Genomic DNA, 17,448 nt, shown 5'->3' with positions numbered 1-17,448 from the left:
TTGTTTCACTTAATTATCTCTTTTTTCTGTTACTTGCAGCGCTGACAAGGGGACACCTGCGGCATCCATACAATGCCATGCGACATTGGCAGTAGCTTCTAGTGTCGCCAATTGCTTAGCATTGCTTGCAAGTTCACTGATTAATGCTGGTTTGGCTAAATACGGGCGTAATAGTTCAACAATACTGTGTTGATTGAACTGCCCCTGTGGCATTAATAATGCCGCATTGCCATCAACTAAAAATTTTGCATTCGCAGTTTGATGATCGTCAACCGCATGCGGAAACGGCACAAACACGGCCATTTTTCCTGCAGCAGCAATCTCACTTACGGTTAACGCCCCCGCGCGGCAAATTACAATATCTGCCCAGCTATAAGCGGTATCCATATCATCAATAAACTCAGCCACCTTAGCTTGTTCAGCACTAAAACCTTGCTGCTGATATGCCTGTGTTACTGAGCCTAAATGACCTTTACCGGTTTGATGCCATGTATTGATCTGAAACTCTTCACTGAGCTGTTTAAATGCTGCTGGCAAAGTTTGGTTTAGCACCTGCGCACCTAACGAGCCACCAACGACCAACACGTTAACCGGACTTGATACTTCCCGCATTGCCACATTTGCTACGCTGGCTCGTACCGGATTACCAACCACGTCACTGTATCCAGAGGCAAATGCTTGCGGAAATGCAGCCAACACTTTATTGGCAAACTTGGCTAGGTACTTATTACTCATACCGGCAACCGCATTTTGCTCATGGATCACCAGTGGTATACCTAAGCTTTTTGCGGCAATGCCAGTCGGCCCAGTAACATAGCCGCCCATTGCTAACACAACATCAGGTTGTTGTTTTTTCAATACTTTGCGTGCTTGTAATATGGCATTAATCACCATAAAAGGGGCTTTTACTAAACGTGCAAGGCCATTGCCACGTACACCTTTAACATTAATAAAATCAATCTCAATATTATGCTTTGGTACAACCTGCGCTTCCATTCGATCAGCAGTGCCAATCCAACTCACTTGCCAACCTTGTTGCCTTAAGTGATCAGCCACAGCTATGCCGGGAAAAATATGCCCGCCAGTACCACCAGCAACAACGACTAATTTTTTATTCATCGCTTGCCTCCACCGGATGTTGCTTGTTTAGTGGCCATTTTGGTTTCAAAATCCACGCGTAATAAAATACCTGCCGCAATAGTCATGATAAGTAAACTTGAGCCACCATAAGATACAAACGGCAAGGTTAAACCTTTGGTTGGCAAAATACCGGCACTCGCCCCCACATTAACCATGGTTTGAAATGCAAACCAAATACCTATTGCGAATGCAAAGTAACCTTCATATTCTTTGCCACATTTAAGTGCTTGCTGACCAATTAACAGTGCTCTAAACACCAAAGTACCAAACACCATTAAAATACTGACGATACCGATAAAACCTAACTCTTCGCCAATCACCGCAAAAATAAAGTCATTATGGGCTTCAGGTAAATATTGCAATTTTTGCACACTATTACCTAAACCTTGGCCAAACCAACCACCTTGGCTATATGCCATCAGCGATTGTACTAACTGGTAGCCTTTACCAAATGGGTCATCCCATGGCTCTAGAAAACCGACCACCCGCGCCATCCGATATGGCTCAACAATAATGAGCAATACGACTAAGCCTACGCCTGTTAATATCAAGGCAAAAAACTGCCATAACTTAGCCCCAGCTAAGAACAATAAGCCTACGGTAGTTACAAACATCACCACCACAGTGCCTAAATCGGGCTGTAATAAAATCAACAATGCGTAAACTGCAAACACTGCGATTGGCTTAGCAAAGCCTTTGATGTTTTCTTGAACTTCCTCGCGTTTACGCACTAAGTAACCGGCGATATAACTGAAAAAGAATAATTTAGCCGCTTCAGCAACCTGAAAGCCCACTGGACCTACTGGGATCCAACGTTTTGCGCCATTCACTTCACGTCCAACGATTAACACCACTATCAGTAGCGCCATGCCAAACAGTAATAAGTAAGGATTCGAGCGTTTCCACCAGGTCATTGGTACACAGCAGGTGATCCAAAACAGCACAAAGCCCATCGCCAAAAACATGCTGTGGCGAATAATAATATGATAGGGATTGTTAAATAAGCGATCAGCGGTCGGCATCGACGCACTCGTCACCATCACAAACCCCAAGCCAATTAGCATGATCACACAATATAACAGTGGCACATCGTATAACTGCGCCGATGGCTTAGGAGTTAAAGAGTCGCGGATATCAGCAAATGCGATCATACTGCCTCCGCTAAAACACATTGGCTAAAGTGATCGCCACGTTGCATATAATTGTTATACATATCGATACTGGCACATGCAGGTGCAAGCAACACAATATCGCCCGCAGTGGCAAGTTGCTTGGCAAGCATCACCGCTTGCTGCATATTTTCTGTTAAGTGGCCTTTGTCAGTCAACGCAACCAGAGCTTTGCCATCTTTACCAAAACAAATAAGCGCTTTAACTTGCTGTTGTAAATACGGCTTTAAGCTATCGAGATCAGCGCCTTTGGCATCGCCTCCGGCAATCACCACTAGTTGCTTGGCCTGATCGGCTAAACTTTCTATCGCCGCAATGGTGGCCCCGACATTCGTAGCTTTAGAGTCATTAAAATATTTAACCCCCGCTTGCTCGGCAACAAACTGACAACGATGCGCCAAGCCAGTAAATTGGCTAAAAGCTTGTGCAAACTGACTAGCACTGATATCAAATGGGCTCAATAATGCCATAACCGCTAACGCATTTAGCTGATTATGACGACCAACTACGGCCAAGCTACTAACAGGCAATAGAGCTTTGCCTTGATAACTAAAGTAACTGTCACCTTGATACGTCATTAAACAATAATCCGCATTTTCTAAGCCAAAGCTTAATTGCGGCATTGTTTGTGTATACGTTGCTGGGTCAGTCTTATTTACTACAGCCAGCGCGGCATTAGCATAAATCGTTTGTTTTGAATCAATATAGGCTTGGTAGCTCGGGTAACGATCTAAATGATCTTCCGACACATTAAGTACCGTAGCGCTAACCGGCTTTAAGCTGTGCATCGTATCGAGCTGAAAACTCGATAGCTCTAATACGTAAACATCAAAATCATCAGCTAATAAATCCAGTGCGGCAGTACCAATATTTCCGCCAAGTCCGACCTTATAACCAGCCATTTTCAATACTTCATAAGCCAACGTAACGACAGTCGATTTACCGTTAGAGCCTGTTACAGCCACCACCGGCTTGTCTGTTAAACGGGCAAATAACTCAATATCACCAATCACTTCAACACCCGCTTGCATTGCTTGTGCAACTGCTGGAAGTGTTAAACTTAAACCAGGGCTGATGATGATCATATCGGCGCTTTCAAGCTGTGCAGTTGCTAAATCACCAAACTGCGTCGTTAAATTTGGCGCATGTTGTTGCAACCAATCACAACCGGGCGGTGATTGGCGACTATCAACTACATTAGGCGTTAAACCTTGAGATAATAAAAAACGCACAATGCCCAGACCGGTTACACCGAGTCCGAGCACTGTAATATGTTTGTTTTTCATCTCGTTTAAATACGTCATTTACCTGATCTTTAATGTTACTAGGCCAGCTAACACTAGCACGATAGAAATTATCCAAAAACGCACGATAACTCGTGGCTCAGGCCAGCCTTTTAACTCGTAATGATGGTGGATTGGTGCCATTCTAAAAATCCGTTGGCCACGTAATTTATAAGAGCCAACTTGCAAGATAACCGACAGTGCTTCCATCACAAATACACCGCCCATAATGATTAAAATTAACTCTTGGCGAACTAATACAGCAATAATACCCAATGCTCCACCAAGCGCTAATGAACCAACATCACCCATAAATACTTGTGCTGGGTAAGTGTTAAACCATAAAAAGCCTAATCCGGCACCAACAATGGCGGTACATACTACAACCAACTCACTGGCCAATGGTAAATGTGGAATATGCAAGTAAGCAGAGAAATTCACGTTACCTGTTAAGTAAGCAATAATAGCCAGTGCTGCTGCCACTAAAATAGTCGGTACAATGGCCAAACCATCCAAGCCATCGGTCAGATTCACAGCATTTGACGTCCCCACCACGACAAAGTAAGTCATAACTATGTAAAACAAACCTAGCTGCGGTAATACATCTTTAAAAAACGGCACTACTAATGATGTTTCGTTGGCATGATTAGCAGTAAAAAATAATGCGCAGGCAACCACTAAGGCAATCACTGACTGCCAAAAATACTTCCATTTCGCAATCAACCCTTTTGGATCTTTGCGGATCACTTTACGGTAATCATCAACAAAGCCCACAATTCCCAATGAGCCGATCACAAACAAGGTAGCCCATACATATTTATTCGCTAAATCAGCCCACAGCAAAGTACTGGTAAAAATAGACGCTAAAATTAACAAGCCTCCCATGGTTGGGGTGCCTTTTTTCGATAAATGCGACTCCGGGCCATCGTTACGAACCACTTGACCAATTTGCATTCTTTGCAATGCTCGGATCAACTTAGGGCCAAAATATAAAGAAATTAATAGTGCCGTTAAAATACCAAATACAGCGCGAACGGTTAAATACGAGAACACATTAAATGCACTGTAATATTGTGTTAAATACTCGGCCAGCCAAACTAACATTGAGATACTCCATTGCGGCCAGTTTGCTGGCTGTTAACTAAATCTTGTACTAATAATTCCATGCGAGAACTGCGCGATCCCTTCACGACTATGGTGGTTTTTTGTGCTGAGTCAGTTAACTGTGCTTGTAATTGTTGCAACAGTTCCTCGCGGCTTGAAAAATGCCGCTGTGGTTTAGCAAATTCATCACTGGCGTATTGACTCAGTACACCTAAGCTATACAACTCATCAATACCTTGTTGTTTGGCATAGGCGCCAACTTGTTGGTGATAAAGCGCGGCTTCTTCACCAAGTTCTCCCATATCACCTAACGCTAAAATACGCTGACCTTGGAGGTCGCGTAATAAATCAATTGCAGCCTTAACCGATTGCACATTGGCATTATAAGTGTCATCAATCACGGTTAGTGTTTCATTGACTTGAATAATGTTTACTCGGCCTTTTACTTCAGCCATGGTTGCGAGTGCCGTTGCCACAGCCTCAAGACTAACGCCAAATTCACAGGTTAATGCAGCTGCTATAAGGGCGTTTGTAACATTGTGACGACCTGGCAATGCAAGCTTAACGGGTACTCGATGCTGCTTGGTACAAATATAAAAAGACGCCTGAGCTTGCTCATCGAGGCTGACTTCTTCTGCCCATATATCTAGTTTATCAGTGCTTGAAAAACGTTTGACACTGCGCCCTTGTAACTTAGTAAGCCAACCATCACTGAATTCGCTGTCACAGTTAACTAGCGCAATGCCATGCTCTTTCAAACCATCGTAAATTTCACTTTTAGCCGTTGCCACACCCGCAAGAGAGCCAAAACCCTCAATATGCGCAGCTGCCACATTACAAACAACGGCAACATCGGGCTTAGTCATCGCCGTGGTATAGGCAATTTCACCAATATGGTTAGCGCCAAGCTCAATCACCGCATATTTGTGCTGCGGTTCTAGGCGTAACAAGGTTAATGGGACGCCAATATCATTATTAAAATTACCTTTGGTCGACAGTACTTCACCGTGAGGAGCTAAAATAGCTGCGCACATTTCTTTTACTGTGGTTTTACCGACACTGCCTGTAATTGCGATAGTTTTTGGTGCCACACTGGCCATTACCGCAGCACCAATTTCGCCTAGCGCAATACGCGTATCCGTAACTAAAAACTGTGGAATATCAACGGCAACTTTTTGACTAACAATAGCGGCTATTGCGCCTTTGTCTTTCGCTTGTTGTAAAAACTGATGGCCATCAAAATTAGGGCCTTGTAGGGCTAAAAATACTTCTCCTTCGCATACGGTGCGAGTATCTGTATTAATATTTTTTACTGTTTGATTATCACCTTGATAATCAGTTGCTAGCACATTTGCTAGCCAATCAAAATCCATTGGGATCATAACTGCGATCCTCTTATTTGTTGTTCTTGTGGGTCTAGCTTTTGCTTTTGTTGTAAGTGCTGCTGGACAAATTTACGATCGCAAAAATCTATCCGTTGCGTACCAATTATTTGATAATCTTCATGGCCTTTACCTGCAATAAGCACTACGTCATTGGCATTTGCGTTATCTATTGCAAAGGCAATAGCATGAGCACGGTCAGCTTCTAAGTGCGCACGGTCAGGCTGGCTTAAACCAGCAGCAACATCTTTAATGATCTGCCATGGATCTTCGCTACGCGGGTTATCACTGGTAATAATTACTTTATCAGCATTTTGCTCAGCCGCTTGGGCCATCATTGGTCGCTTGCCTTTATCACGGTCTCCACCGCAACCAAATACACAACTTACGCCACCGGGCACATGTTGTTGCAATGCTTGCAATGCTAAAGCTAACGCATCTGGCGTGTGAGCATAATCAACAATACAGGTTGGTTGGTTTGGCGCGCTAAATGCTTGCATGCGTCCAGCAACTGGTTGCAAGCTTGCACAACCCGCTGCCAGTTGATCTAATGGGTAACCTAAACCAAGTAAAGTTGCGATTGCAGCCGCTAAATTATATAAATTAAATTCGCCAAACAGCGGACAGGTAATAGCAATATCACCCCAACTTGTCGTAAACTGTGCCGATATACCGGTTTTATGGTAAGAAACATCAGTGAAGTACACAAACTTAGCACCTTTTGGCTGCAAGTTTTTATGGCCATAACACACTAAGTTATTAAAATCGTATTGTTCTAACCATTGCTCTACTTGGTTATCATCTTGATTTAGTACCACCAGCTGCGCGTCAAAATCTCGCATTAGCATTAACTTTGCATCTGCATAACTGGCCATATCACCGTGGTAATCTAAATGATCGCGCGATAAATTGGTAAACACAGCAGCTTTAAAGTGCGTTTTCGCAACACGCTGCTGTACCAAACCATGTGATGACACTTCCATCGCCACCAGTTTGTTATTGTCAGTGGCAAGTTGCGCTAATATTCTTTGTAAATCAACACAAGACGGTGTGGTATTAATTAACTCAGTTAAACTTTCTGGTTGCCCATACCCAAGCGTACCGATAATCGCTGATTGGGTGTCGCAAAACTTAGCTAAATGAGCAATCATCGCAGTGGTAGTTGATTTACCATTGGTGCCAGTAACACCCACCACATCTAATTGTTTACTTGGTTGCTGATAAAAATGACTCGCTAATGCGGGCAATTTCTTATTCAAATCGGAAATTAAATAAAGCGGTTCAAAATCACATTCAAACTCACATAAACGATCAGCAATTACTGCAACTGCACCATTTGCAATCGCTTTATCAATAAATTGTCCGCCATCTAATTGATGACCTTTAATTGCTACAAAGACATCCCCAGGGGTGACATCTCGACTATCCAAACGCAAGTGCTTTACTAGTAAGCTTGTTGCTGCTACTTCTATTTGTTGTAAAATTATTTTTAAATCACGCATCATCATCTATGCCCTTCACGTAGGCAACCGAGCCTTTGTCTGGTGCCACGTTTAAAATTCTTAACGCATTGGAGATTATTTCTGCAAACACTGGTCCTGCAGTTGCACCGCCATAATAAACATCTCCACCGGGCTCATTGATCATTACAACAACAGCTAAACGTGGATTACTCGCAGGTGCTATACCAGTAAAGTAACCAACATACTCATCACCATAACCACCTGCAGCGGCTTTTTTAGAGGTACCCGTTTTACCCGCAGCACGATAACCATCAACTTTTATGCGGCTCGCTGTTCCACCTTCTTCAAAAACGCTTTCCATCATATGCACAACCGCTTCAACATCTTTTTGTTGAAAAATACGCTCGCCTTCAGGGATTGAATCTTGCTTGAGGATGGTCAACGGTCTATTGATCCCACCGGCACCTAACATGGCATAAAAACGCGCCATTTGTGCGGTGCTTACAGCAACGTTATAACCAAAAGAAAGTGCTGCAATTTCATGGTCAGACCAACGTCGATTCGGATAAAACAAGCCACTACTTTCACCAACCATGCCGGTGCCTGTATCAGAACCAAAGCCAACTTTTTGGAACAAGCCAACAAAGTAATCCTTCGGTACATCTTGCGTTATTTTTGTCACACCCATGTTACTGGAGTACTTTAAAATCTCACGTAAGGTCATTTCACCATGGTTACGCGAGTCTGTAACTAACGTACCACCGATGCGCATCCAGCCTGGGTAAGTATCAATTTTATCATCCGGTTGGATTGAGCCGTAGTCTAACCCAGCTAATATGGCTAGAGGCTTAACGGTTGAACCTGGTTCGAACAAATCCGTGATCGCTCGGTTACGGCGTTTATGCGGCGCTGCATCATTTAAATTATTTGGATTAAAAGACGGGCTGTTAACCATCGCTAACACTTCACCAGTTCTCACATCGACCACCATCGCAGAGCCAGACGTTGCTTTGTAGGTCAGCACGGCTGATTTAACCGCTTTATAGGCTATCGCTTGAATACGCTGATCAATACTAAGCTGGATGTTTTCGGGTTCAATCCGTTCACGTTCATCAAGCACTTCAACTTCACGCCCCTGTGCATCTTTACGAATTGTGCGACGACCTTCAACGCCAGTTAATGCGTTTTCGTAAAGCTTCTCTATGCCTTCGATACCTTTACCATCAATATTGGTAAAACCAAGCACATGTGCGGTGACTTCTCCGGCAGGGTAATAGCGTTTTGATTCATCTAATAAATGAATACCAGGCAGACGTAAATCGCCAATATAATTGGCAACGGCAGGGGTTACTTGGCGTTTTAGATAAACAAAGCGGCGACTGGCATCATCCCGCAAGCGACCATTAATTTTTTTCGGTTCAATACGCAGTACATCGGCAAGCTCACGCCAACGTAAATCATTTTTGTAGTACAGCGCAATACGTTGTTCAAGTAGCGCGGTATTTTCTGCAAGGGCATTCTCATCTTCGCCATTTTTGCGCGCCTGTTTGAGCACTTTAGCACGCAGTGATTTATGTAATGCTTTAGGATCCGCATATACACTTACAACGGGCACACTAACAGCAAGTTCTTTGCCATTACGGTCAAAAATCATCCCGCGTTGCACATGCAACTTTTCCACGCGCACGGTACGTTTATTACTTTCTGAACGAGCTTTATCAGGCTCGATAACTTGCAAATAAGCAGCACGAGATACTAAAGTCACAAAAACCAGCAGCACCACAGAGCACACCAGCATAAAACGCCATGTGATCAAACTATTTACTGGTTTTTTTCCTCTACTTCTCATGGCAGTACTATCACCTGTTCGTCTTGGCTTGTGGACCGTTTCATTTGCAGTTGCTCAATAGCAATTTCTTCAATGCGCGCATGTTGCGAATAAAACTCTTCTTCAACTAATAGATAACGCCATTCTAAATCGAGTTCATCTCGCTGTTGTAACAGCTGATCTTGTTCAATCAGCTCTTGGCGAGCAAAGTGAGTGACCTGCACCACACTCAAACTAGATGCGAATATCACAACCAGTAAGGCCGAGGTTAACTTGTTTGCTCCTAGGCCTTTGATTATTTCTAAAAATAAATTGGGTTGTCGATGATTCGCTTTTGGCTTCATCCCAATCTCTGTGCCACCCTAAGTACTGAACTGCGTGAACGTGGGTTACGGTCAACTTCAGCTTGGCTTGGCTTAATAGCTTTACCCACTGCTTTTAACGTCAGATTTTGATTTATTTGTGCATCAGTTAAAGGCAGACCTCTGGGTAACGCCGCTCCCTTACTCTGTTTTTTAATAAACTGTTTAACAATACGGTCTTCTAGTGAATGAAACGAAATCACCACTAATCGGCCACCGGGCTTTAATACACCCAACGCAGCTTGTAATGCCGTTTGAATCTCTTCCAATTCACTGTTGATATAAATACGAATAGCTTGGAAAGTACGCGTCGCAGGGTGTTTGAACTTATCCTTTACTGGCACTGCTTCGTCAACTAAATCAGCAAGTTGCTTAGTTGTTGTAATCGGCGTATGAGCGCGCACTTCAAGTACTTTATGTGCAATACGACGACCAAACTTTTCTTCACCATAAGTTTTGATCACATGAACAATGTCTTCCAGCTCAGCTTCGGCTAACCACTGCGCAGCACTGCGGCCGCTGGTAGGATCCATGCGCATATCAAGCGGGCCATCTTTCATAAAGCTAAAACCACGCTCGGCATCGTCTAGTTGTGGTGATGACACACCGATATCTAATAAAATACCATCTACTTTTCCTAATAGATCGTTTTGCTCTGCTACTTCGTATAGGTTAGAAAAGCGAGTATGGGCAATGGCAAAACGGCTATCGTCGGCAAACTTTTCGGCAGACTTGATCGCTTGTGGATCTTGATCAATGGCCTGTAATCGGCCATGTTCACCAAGGCGCGCCAAGATTTGTCCAGAATGTCCGCCACGGCCAAATGTACCATCCATATAAATACCGTCTGGCTTAATTGCTAGACCTTCGATGGTTTCGTCCATTAGTACGGAAATATGTTCAAATTGCGCTGTCATTAGCTATTGTTTGCCTTTTTATTGTGTGATCAGAGCGAAAAATTATCTAAGTCTGGGGTTGATTCAAACTCACCGAGTCGTTCAATTTCGGTATCTTGGCGCATTTGTTCATGCCAACGTTCTTCATCCCAGATCTCAAATTTATTCATCAAACCGACCAACATGATTTTTTTGCCTAAATCAGCATGAGACCGTAACGACGGTGCCAGCAATATTCGGCCATTTTTATCTAATTGGTATTCTGTTGCATTACCTAACAACATCCGTTGCATGCGTCGAGCGCGTGGATTCATATTGGAAATTTTAGCTAAGCGATCTTCTATATCCTGCCATTGCGCCAGTGGATACAACCACAAGCAAGGCTCGTTCAGTGCGACAGTACAGATCACCGTCCCCTGATCTTCAGACAACAGCGAGTCTCGGTACTTAGTCGGTACCGCAAATCGTCCTTTGTCATCCAAACTCAGTGAACTCGCACCACGGAACATAAAAAGCCTACTTTAAAAGTTTGTAATTAATCTGTTTTGATTAATTTGATCCAATTTGATCCACTAAATACCACTTTTTACCACAGTGCTCCAGTTTAGGGCTTGACAAGCTATTTTGTCAAGTCAGCAGAAACCTATAATGGTGTGTTAAAGCCAGAAAAAATAAGGCCTAGCGCGAAGCTACTGAATTACGTGGGAAAAAGTGGATAACATCAAAAAAAATATTTTATTCTGAGATAAAACAAAATAAATAGACTTAAATGATTAATGAATAATCAATGAACAGTTACAAAATATTAGTAGCGAATTGCTGCTTAATAGATCTTGTAAAATTTACGCGATCTTTTTGCAATAGTTACTTTAAACGCTGTTATTTCAAACAAAGCGATTCACAAGATAAAAAACAAACCATTGATTTTTAAGAATTTAAATAAGATCGTAGAAGTGGTACGAAGGCTGCAACAAGTATTACACAATCTAGTTTTATATTTAAGGAACGATTACTATGACTACTTCAACATCAAGTTCAAATTCAGCTGCAAAAACCAGTAAAAAAGTTGATGATATTGCTGCTCACACTGAATCACCATTAACAGACAAAGCAACCTCAGCGGCTCATCTTGCTGTTGATTCGCTGTCTTCAAAGGCTGCAACAGCAGAACAAAGTATTCGTCATGGTGCTTCAAGTTCAGCTGAAACACTCACTGAAAAGCAAAAAATTGCGCGTGAAAAACTGTCTGAATACAGTGGTAAAACTCGTCAATTAGCCTCTGAAAACCCGCTTGCTACAGCTGGTCTTGCGTTTGCTGCTGGTATGCTAGTGACAGCACTATTTCGCCGTAGCAAGTAAGCAATTATGCAACCACATACCGATCCTAAAGATAAACAGCATCAAGCCGCTGATCCTGCACCGCAAAGTGCTGATCAGTGGCAAGATCATCTTGCTAAATTATCTCAATATGGTGAGCAACTTTATCAAGACTATCGCCAACAGGCTGGTATTTGCAAAGAATTAGCGAGTGCCGAGTGGCGACTATCAACTCGCTCTTTGGCATTGACTATTATTTTGCTGGTAAGTTTTGCCGGTGGTTTAGTATTGTTGTGGGCCGGTTTGCTGATCACACTTGGCTTTGCGGTTTTTGCCTTTAGTCAATCAATATGGCTCAGTGCTGTATGTCTAATTGGCTTACAATTGCTTTGTTTAATGTGGCTGTGGAAAAACATTGGTTATATCAGCAGCAAAATTGGCTTTGATAAAACTGCGCACAGCATTAAACAATTACTCAATATAAATAGGGGTGAATAATGCTAATTGATTATTTTATTAAGAAACCAAATCATAAAGTTCGTCACTTAAGTCAAAAAATGAATAGCATCAATGCGTTAAAACAGCAACATCATCAAGCTTTCAACTACCGACTTAAACGCTTTGCAGTATCGAATGTCGGTATTGCCAGTGCCTTTACGGCAGGTGCAGGCTATCAAGCGCTAAATGGTCATAGCCAAAATTCAGCCAATAAAATAAAGCTAAGTCAATTTAGCTGGTTGTTACGTTTGCTATAAATCCTCATAGATACTGAGCTTTGCTCAGCACAATCTTACTCTTCAGAGCTATTACTTTGGTCTTTATTAGATAAACCGCAATTAACCTTATATTATATATGGTTATTTTCAACTTAATTGGCTACAATTTTATGCCAAAGCCCAGTATGAAGAGTATTGTTATTTTTTCCTCATCGTTACAACATCGACTTTATCGGTTATTTATCTTACTGAGCTTACCCGGCATTTTGGTGATCTTATTTAGCCTTTGGCATGCCAAAGAAACCGCACGCCAAGAAAGTCGGCTGCAGGCTTTAACGGTTGCCGAACAGCTTGTTGAGCAGCAAACTGAGCTACTCAAAAAAATAAAAACATTTACCACTCAACTTGCTGACTTAAAAGATTTTGCCGCACCATTACAAACCGGCTGCCCTTATTACTTAGCTAAAATACAAAAACTTCAACCTGAAATTGCAAATATTGGTATCGTCAACATGCAAGGCGATGCGGTGTGTTTATCGCAAGGACGCAAAGAAAATATTAATATTGCCGATCGTGAATACTTTAAAAATGCTGTGGCAACTAAAAGCTTTGCCATTGGCTATTTTCAAAAAGATCGCAGTATCAATTCCCTCAGTTTCAATTTTGCTTATCCACTTATTGATCAGCAGCAACAAGTATATGGGGCAGTAGTAACGGTTGTCACATTAGATTGGTGGAGCCAGATACTTGCCAACTCTCACTTACCCGAAGATGCCATTGCTGTTATAACCGACAACAACGGTCGCATTATTGCAAATTACCCTAACGATCCATCGCTGTTTGGCGAAAATATTAACGCCTATGGATTTAGCTCTGAACTACCTATGCTCAATAGCACAATTGAATTGCAAGGTATTAATCACATTTTACACAGTAAAACCATGTATACCGATGAAACTAAAAATAGCCTAAATGTCTATGTTGTCATGCCATTTAATAACGCAATTCAAGCTGCCAACCAACTATTTTTTATCACATTAGCTGCATTTACATTGATGATTATTGGCCTGTCTATATTTGCTCATAGCCAATTAAAGCGCAACGTATTAACGCCCATAGCACAACTCACTCTGACGATTAAAGAGCTTGCGCAAGGGTTATTACCAAAACAGTTTTCTTTAAATAGTCCAGAGCTGAATACTCTCTATCAACATTTTAAAGCGATGGCGCAAACACGTCTGACGGCAGAAGCGAGTGTCAAACGCCAACATGACGAATTGAGTAGTTTATTAAACGCTTTGCCTGATACCTACATTCGGATCAATGTTCACGGTGATGTACTGAACTTAGGTGGGCAAATTTCACAGTTAAATTTACCTGTGTATACACGTTCAAAGTTACACCTTCGCGAGCTACTTGGTGAAGAAAAAAGTAAACAGTTACTTCAGCATTTGCCCTGCAAAAATAAAACTAGCCAATTTGAATTAACAATCAATAACAGCGAAGTCGAGCAAGTATTTGAAGCGCGGATCAGTGCCAAGCATAATAGCAACGAGTACACTATTGTATTGCAAGATATCAGCCAGCGAAAGAACGCTGAAAAAGCATCTCATCTGGCCTCATTGGTCTACTCAAATAGCAGTGAAGGAATGGCAATTACCGATCCAAACGGCATTATCTTAGATGTTAACCCGGCTTTTTGTGAAGTAACTCAATACAGTAAAAATGAAATCCTGGGCAATACCACCGCTATCTTAGCTTCAGGCAAGCACAGCAAAGCGTTTTATCAAGAAATGTGGCTGCAATTACAAGAGACTGGCCGTTGGCAAGGTGAAATAATTAACCGTCGTAAAGATGGCGAGTTATTCACAGAGTGGCTTACTATCGATACTGTATACAATGAACATTCTGAAGCGCAGCGCAGAGTCGCGATTTTTACCGATATTACCGCTAAAAAAGCAGCCGAAGATCTGATATGGCATCAAACTCACTTTGATCATTTAACCAATCTACCTAATCGAATTGAGCTTAAAGAGCGCTTAAATCAGCGCCTCAACAACGCCTTAAATCCTAATGAGCCACTGGTGATCATGCTACTTGATCTTGATCATTTCAAAGACATAAATGACACCTTAGGCCATTTTTATGGTGACGAATTACTTAAGTTGATCGCAATTCGTTTGCAACAAGAAATTGTTGATATTGAGTTTATTGCACGTATTGGTGGCGACGAATTTGTCATTGTGCATGCCAAGCTAGTCACTGAAGAACACATTAAAAAAGTAGCCAACGATATCCTCAATGCCATGACAAAAGCATTTATACTCGAAGGCGAAGAACTACACATAGCAACCAGCATCGGCATAGCTATTGCACCAATCGATGGCGATAGCTCAGAGCTGTTATTAAAAGCCGCCGACCAAGCCATGTATAAAGCTAAACAAAGTGGTCGTAACTGCTTTGAGTTTTTCAATCACAACTTACGCGAGCAAGCACAAGCGCGTATGGATTTACTCAAAAATATGCGCTATGGCATTGAACAAAAACAATTTGATCTTTATTACCAAGCAATCGTTAACCTAGATTCTGGGCACATTCATAAAGCAGAAGCACTATTGCGCTGGCGCCACCCGACACGCGGCGTAATTAGTCCCGCAGAGTTTATACCTTTAGCCGAAGAGTCTAGATATATCAACCCATTAGGACAATTTGTATTTACTCGCGCATTACAAACGCTAACGGTTTTACGAGCCCAGGTTGATGCCAACTTTCAACTTAGTATTAATGTCTCGCCAGTGCAATTTAGTTGCCTTGATAGCGGTATTGATCAGTGGCCAGCCTTGCTAAAAGCCGCCAATTTACCACCGAGTGCAATTGTTAGCGAGATCACCGAAGGGTTAATGATCGCACCAGAGCAACTCACTCAACAACGCCTGAAAGCGCTGGTAAAATCCGGTATGGAACTCGCTTTAGATGACTTTGGCACCGGTTATTCATCGCTTGCCTACTTGCAACAAATGGACGCAGATTATTTAAAAATTGATAAATGTTTTGTTGATAACATTCAAGCCGACAATCAAGATCTGGCGTTATGCAAAGCAATTATCACTATGGCACATCAATTTGGTTTAAAAGTGATTGCCGAAGGCATTGAAACACCAGAGCAGCAGCAATTATTACTTGGTATAGGGTGTGATTATGGCCAAGGCTATTTGTTTGCAAAGCCATTACCCGAACAGGAATTTTTAGCGCTAGTAAGCAATCAATCCACAACAACGACCTAAATACGAAAGACTAAATACAGATCCAGCACAAACTATGCACTGAAAACTTAGCTAGCTATTGTTTAATAAATAACGAACTGATACGTTACCAAACAGATTTTATTAAATTAACTGTTAGCCGTGATTTCAAAATTACCTCGTTGGGTAGAATATGGATCGTTTTTACTTGCGCTTGTTGCTGGGCTTGTTAATTCGATAGGGTTACTAGGGTTCAAACATCAATCAATTTCACATCTATCAGGCACTGCAACACTCCTTGGCACAAGCCTTGTTACCTCCCCCGTTACTGATGTATTACACCTAGCTCTTATCCTACTGAGTTTTTTGGCTGGTGCGGCGATCTCCGGCGCTTTTTTGCAAAGTGGTGCATTAAAACTCGGCCATAACTACAGCAGCTTGCTGTTATTTGAAGCCATGCTGTTAGCAAGCTCAGTGTATTTTTTATCGAATGACTCTGTAAACGGGCACTATTTAGCATCCGCAGCCTGCGGCTTACAAAACGCGTTAGCCACCACTTACAGCGGCGCAGTTATTCGCACCACCCATGTTACCGGTATCTTTACTGATCTAGGGCTAATGCTTGGCGCTAAATTAAGAGGCGAACCCTTTGATAAACGCAAAGCACTGTTGTTTTTACTGATAATCTCAGGATTCATTTGCGGTGGCACATTAGGTGCTTATGCATTCCAGTTTTATAAATTTAATGCCCTCTTTATCCCTGCAACCATCTGCCTAGTATTAGCCGTTAGCTACTCAGTGTTTAAAGCGATTAATAGTAAAAAGACTTAGGCCTACGCAGAAAATCAACTAACGTTAATATGTATTAACGTTAGTTGGTTAGCTTAGGATTTCATTGTATTACATACTACGATATATGAATTGATTAATGATTTAAAAAGCAAATAAGCTAAAGGCGCTAGCATTTAACCCTATATTTTTAGTGGGCTAAAAATATTACTAGCACAAGACATGCTACAACTAGTTTTTATTTTCTCATAAAGCAGACTGTTAAAAGTTGCAAACATCTTTAGAATGCTTAATCTTAGTTTCTATTCATATAAAGATTTACAAATCGATGTAAGGTAACCATTAATGGAATTAAAAATTAGTACAGTCAGGATAAGTGGCTTTCGAGGGATAGAAAACGCTGAGGTGAATCTTACGGATAACACTATACTTACAGGAACAAATAACTCAGGCAAAACTTCATTCCTAAAAGCTTTACAATTAAGTTTTGGGAATCGCAACTTCCTATCTCCTGATGACTTTAATATAAAAGATAAGATTGCAAAAGATAAAATTATTATTGATGTTCTTATCAAGCCTAGGGATGGAGATGCCTTTAGCGAGGACTGGGAAATACTTTTCACTACTGACAGGCCCCCTGTGTCAGGATAGTTGTCGCCTCTAACTTTTAATAGAGGCAGATAAAAATGAGACGTCGATTTACACAAGAATTTAAAGTTCAAGCGGTTGAAAAAGCATTATCTCAATGTGATGATGT

General features: G+C 41.8%; 16 protein-coding genes. 6 read left to right on the top strand and 10 right to left on the bottom strand.

The genetic code is table 11. From position 1 onward, the window contains the following. Positions 1–9: 9 nt before the first annotated feature. The 10 genes from murG to mraZ are packed head-to-tail and all read right to left on the bottom strand — an operon-like array spanning position 10 to position 11,136. The gene (gene murG / locus H5200_RS16590) at positions 10–1,119 is read right to left on the bottom strand and encodes an undecaprenyldiphospho-muramoylpentapeptide beta-N-acetylglucosaminyltransferase (protein ID WP_182718051.1); all 1,110 of its coding nucleotides are present in this window, start codon (positions 1,117–1,119) and stop codon (positions 10–12) included. Beyond that, on the bottom strand, positions 1,116–2,291 hold the full coding sequence (gene ftsW, locus H5200_RS16585; RefSeq protein WP_145236878.1) for a cell division protein FtsW: 1,176 nt from the start codon (positions 2,289–2,291) through the stop codon (positions 1,116–1,118). Before ftsW ends, murG begins: the two co-directional genes overlap by 4 nt. Further along, positions 2,288–3,613: a UDP-N-acetylmuramoyl-L-alanine--D-glutamate ligase gene (gene murD, locus H5200_RS16580; RefSeq protein WP_182739690.1), complete on the bottom strand. Its 1,326-nt coding sequence runs from the start codon at positions 3,611–3,613 to the stop codon at positions 2,288–2,290. The genes ftsW and murD overlap by 4 nt, the downstream gene beginning before the upstream one ends. Then, positions 3,614–4,696, bottom strand: coding sequence for a phospho-N-acetylmuramoyl-pentapeptide-transferase (gene mraY, locus H5200_RS16575; RefSeq protein WP_145236872.1), 1,083 nt, complete (start codon positions 4,694–4,696; stop codon positions 3,614–3,616). It abuts the gene before it with no gap. Next, positions 4,690–6,078 (bottom strand): UDP-N-acetylmuramoyl-tripeptide--D-alanyl-D-alanine ligase, encoded by a 1,389-nt coding sequence (murF, locus tag H5200_RS16570; RefSeq protein ID WP_182761893.1) that lies wholly within the window; start codon positions 6,076–6,078, stop codon positions 4,690–4,692. Before murF ends, mraY begins: the two co-directional genes overlap by 7 nt. Beyond that, positions 6,075–7,580, bottom strand: coding sequence for a UDP-N-acetylmuramoyl-L-alanyl-D-glutamate--2,6-diaminopimelate ligase (murE, locus tag H5200_RS16565; RefSeq protein ID WP_182761904.1), 1,506 nt, complete (start codon positions 7,578–7,580; stop codon positions 6,075–6,077). The genes murF and murE overlap by 4 nt, the downstream gene beginning before the upstream one ends. Next, positions 7,573–9,390 (bottom strand): penicillin-binding transpeptidase domain-containing protein, encoded by a 1,818-nt coding sequence (locus H5200_RS16560; protein WP_149980613.1) that lies wholly within the window; start codon positions 9,388–9,390, stop codon positions 7,573–7,575. Before H5200_RS16560 ends, murE begins: the two co-directional genes overlap by 8 nt. Further along, positions 9,387–9,713, bottom strand: a complete 327-nt coding sequence (gene ftsL, locus H5200_RS16555) for a cell division protein FtsL (protein WP_145236863.1) — start codon at positions 9,711–9,713, stop codon at positions 9,387–9,389. Before ftsL ends, H5200_RS16560 begins: the two co-directional genes overlap by 4 nt. Beyond that, complete coding sequence (gene rsmH, locus H5200_RS16550) at positions 9,710–10,648, bottom strand: 16S rRNA (cytosine(1402)-N(4))-methyltransferase RsmH (protein ID WP_145236860.1); 939 nt, start codon at positions 10,646–10,648, stop codon at positions 9,710–9,712. Before rsmH ends, ftsL begins: the two co-directional genes overlap by 4 nt. Positions 10,649–10,677: 29 nt before the next feature. After that, on the bottom strand, positions 10,678–11,136 hold the full coding sequence (gene mraZ / locus H5200_RS16545) for a division/cell wall cluster transcriptional repressor MraZ (RefSeq protein ID WP_145236856.1): 459 nt from the start codon (positions 11,134–11,136) through the stop codon (positions 10,678–10,680). A 505-nt stretch (positions 11,137–11,641) separates the two neighbouring features. On the opposite strand from mraZ, the gene H5200_RS16540 reads away from it, so the two are divergent. The 6 genes from H5200_RS16540 (at position 11,642) to H5200_RS16515 (ending at position 17,342) form a co-directional block, all read left to right on the top strand. Continuing rightward, positions 11,642–11,986, top strand: a complete 345-nt coding sequence (locus H5200_RS16540) for a DUF883 domain-containing protein (protein WP_182718047.1) — start codon at positions 11,642–11,644, stop codon at positions 11,984–11,986. Between the two features lie 6 nt (positions 11,987–11,992). Beyond that, entirely contained in the window at positions 11,993–12,442 is a 450-nt protein-coding gene (locus tag H5200_RS16535) for a hypothetical protein (RefSeq protein WP_145236851.1), read from the top strand. After that, positions 12,442–12,699 (top strand): hypothetical protein, encoded by a 258-nt coding sequence (locus H5200_RS16530; protein WP_182718046.1) that lies wholly within the window; start codon positions 12,442–12,444, stop codon positions 12,697–12,699. The genes H5200_RS16535 and H5200_RS16530 overlap by 1 nt, the downstream gene beginning before the upstream one ends. Before the next feature lie 131 nt (positions 12,700–12,830). Beyond that, positions 12,831–15,944, top strand: coding sequence for an EAL domain-containing protein (locus H5200_RS16525; RefSeq protein WP_259399225.1), 3,114 nt, complete (start codon positions 12,831–12,833; stop codon positions 15,942–15,944). 120 nt (positions 15,945–16,064) lie between these two features. Beyond that, the gene (locus H5200_RS16520) at positions 16,065–16,733 is read left to right on the top strand and encodes a YoaK family protein (RefSeq protein WP_182718045.1); all 669 of its coding nucleotides are present in this window, start codon (positions 16,065–16,067) and stop codon (positions 16,731–16,733) included. A 303-nt stretch (positions 16,734–17,036) separates the two neighbouring features. Next, complete coding sequence (locus H5200_RS16515) at positions 17,037–17,342, top strand: AAA family ATPase (protein ID WP_182761891.1); 306 nt, start codon at positions 17,037–17,039, stop codon at positions 17,340–17,342. The last annotated feature ends 106 nt before the right edge of the window (positions 17,343–17,448 follow it).

The sequence above is a fragment of the Pseudoalteromonas sp. SG43-7 genome (assembly GCF_014164295.1).
In the GTDB taxonomy this organism is placed as follows: domain Bacteria; phylum Pseudomonadota; class Gammaproteobacteria; order Enterobacterales; family Alteromonadaceae; genus Pseudoalteromonas; species Pseudoalteromonas rhizosphaerae.
This window is presented reverse-complemented; position numbering and strand designations above follow the sequence as displayed.

Coding starts and splice junctions, on each gene's coding strand:
- murE (WP_182761904.1), bottom strand. CDS start 7,580: ATGCGTGATTTAAAAATAATTTTACAACAAATAGAAGTAGCAGCAACA.
- murD (WP_182739690.1), bottom strand. CDS start 3,613: ATGACGTATTTAAACGAGATGAAAAACAAACATATTACAGTGCTCGGA.
- murG (WP_182718051.1), bottom strand. CDS start 1,119: ATGAATAAAAAATTAGTCGTTGTTGCTGGTGGTACTGGCGGGCATATT.
- H5200_RS16540 (WP_182718047.1), top strand. CDS start 11,642: ATGACTACTTCAACATCAAGTTCAAATTCAGCTGCAAAAACCAGTAAA.
- H5200_RS16560 (WP_149980613.1), bottom strand. CDS start 9,390: ATGAGAAGTAGAGGAAAAAAACCAGTAAATAGTTTGATCACATGGCGT.
- H5200_RS16535 (WP_145236851.1), top strand. CDS start 11,993: ATGCAACCACATACCGATCCTAAAGATAAACAGCATCAAGCCGCTGAT.
- mraY (WP_145236872.1), bottom strand. CDS start 4,696: ATGTTAGTTTGGCTGGCCGAGTATTTAACACAATATTACAGTGCATTT.
- mraZ (WP_145236856.1), bottom strand. CDS start 11,136: ATGTTCCGTGGTGCGAGTTCACTGAGTTTGGATGACAAAGGACGATTT.
- H5200_RS16530 (WP_182718046.1), top strand. CDS start 12,442: ATGCTAATTGATTATTTTATTAAGAAACCAAATCATAAAGTTCGTCAC.
- ftsW (WP_145236878.1), bottom strand. CDS start 2,291: ATGATCGCATTTGCTGATATCCGCGACTCTTTAACTCCTAAGCCATCG.
- ftsL (WP_145236863.1), bottom strand. CDS start 9,713: ATGAAGCCAAAAGCGAATCATCGACAACCCAATTTATTTTTAGAAATA.
- rsmH (WP_145236860.1), bottom strand. CDS start 10,648: ATGACAGCGCAATTTGAACATATTTCCGTACTAATGGACGAAACCATC.
- murF (WP_182761893.1), bottom strand. CDS start 6,078: ATGATCCCAATGGATTTTGATTGGCTAGCAAATGTGCTAGCAACTGAT.
- H5200_RS16525 (WP_259399225.1), top strand. CDS start 12,831: ATGCCAAAGCCCAGTATGAAGAGTATTGTTATTTTTTCCTCATCGTTA.
- H5200_RS16515 (WP_182761891.1), top strand. CDS start 17,037: ATGGAATTAAAAATTAGTACAGTCAGGATAAGTGGCTTTCGAGGGATA.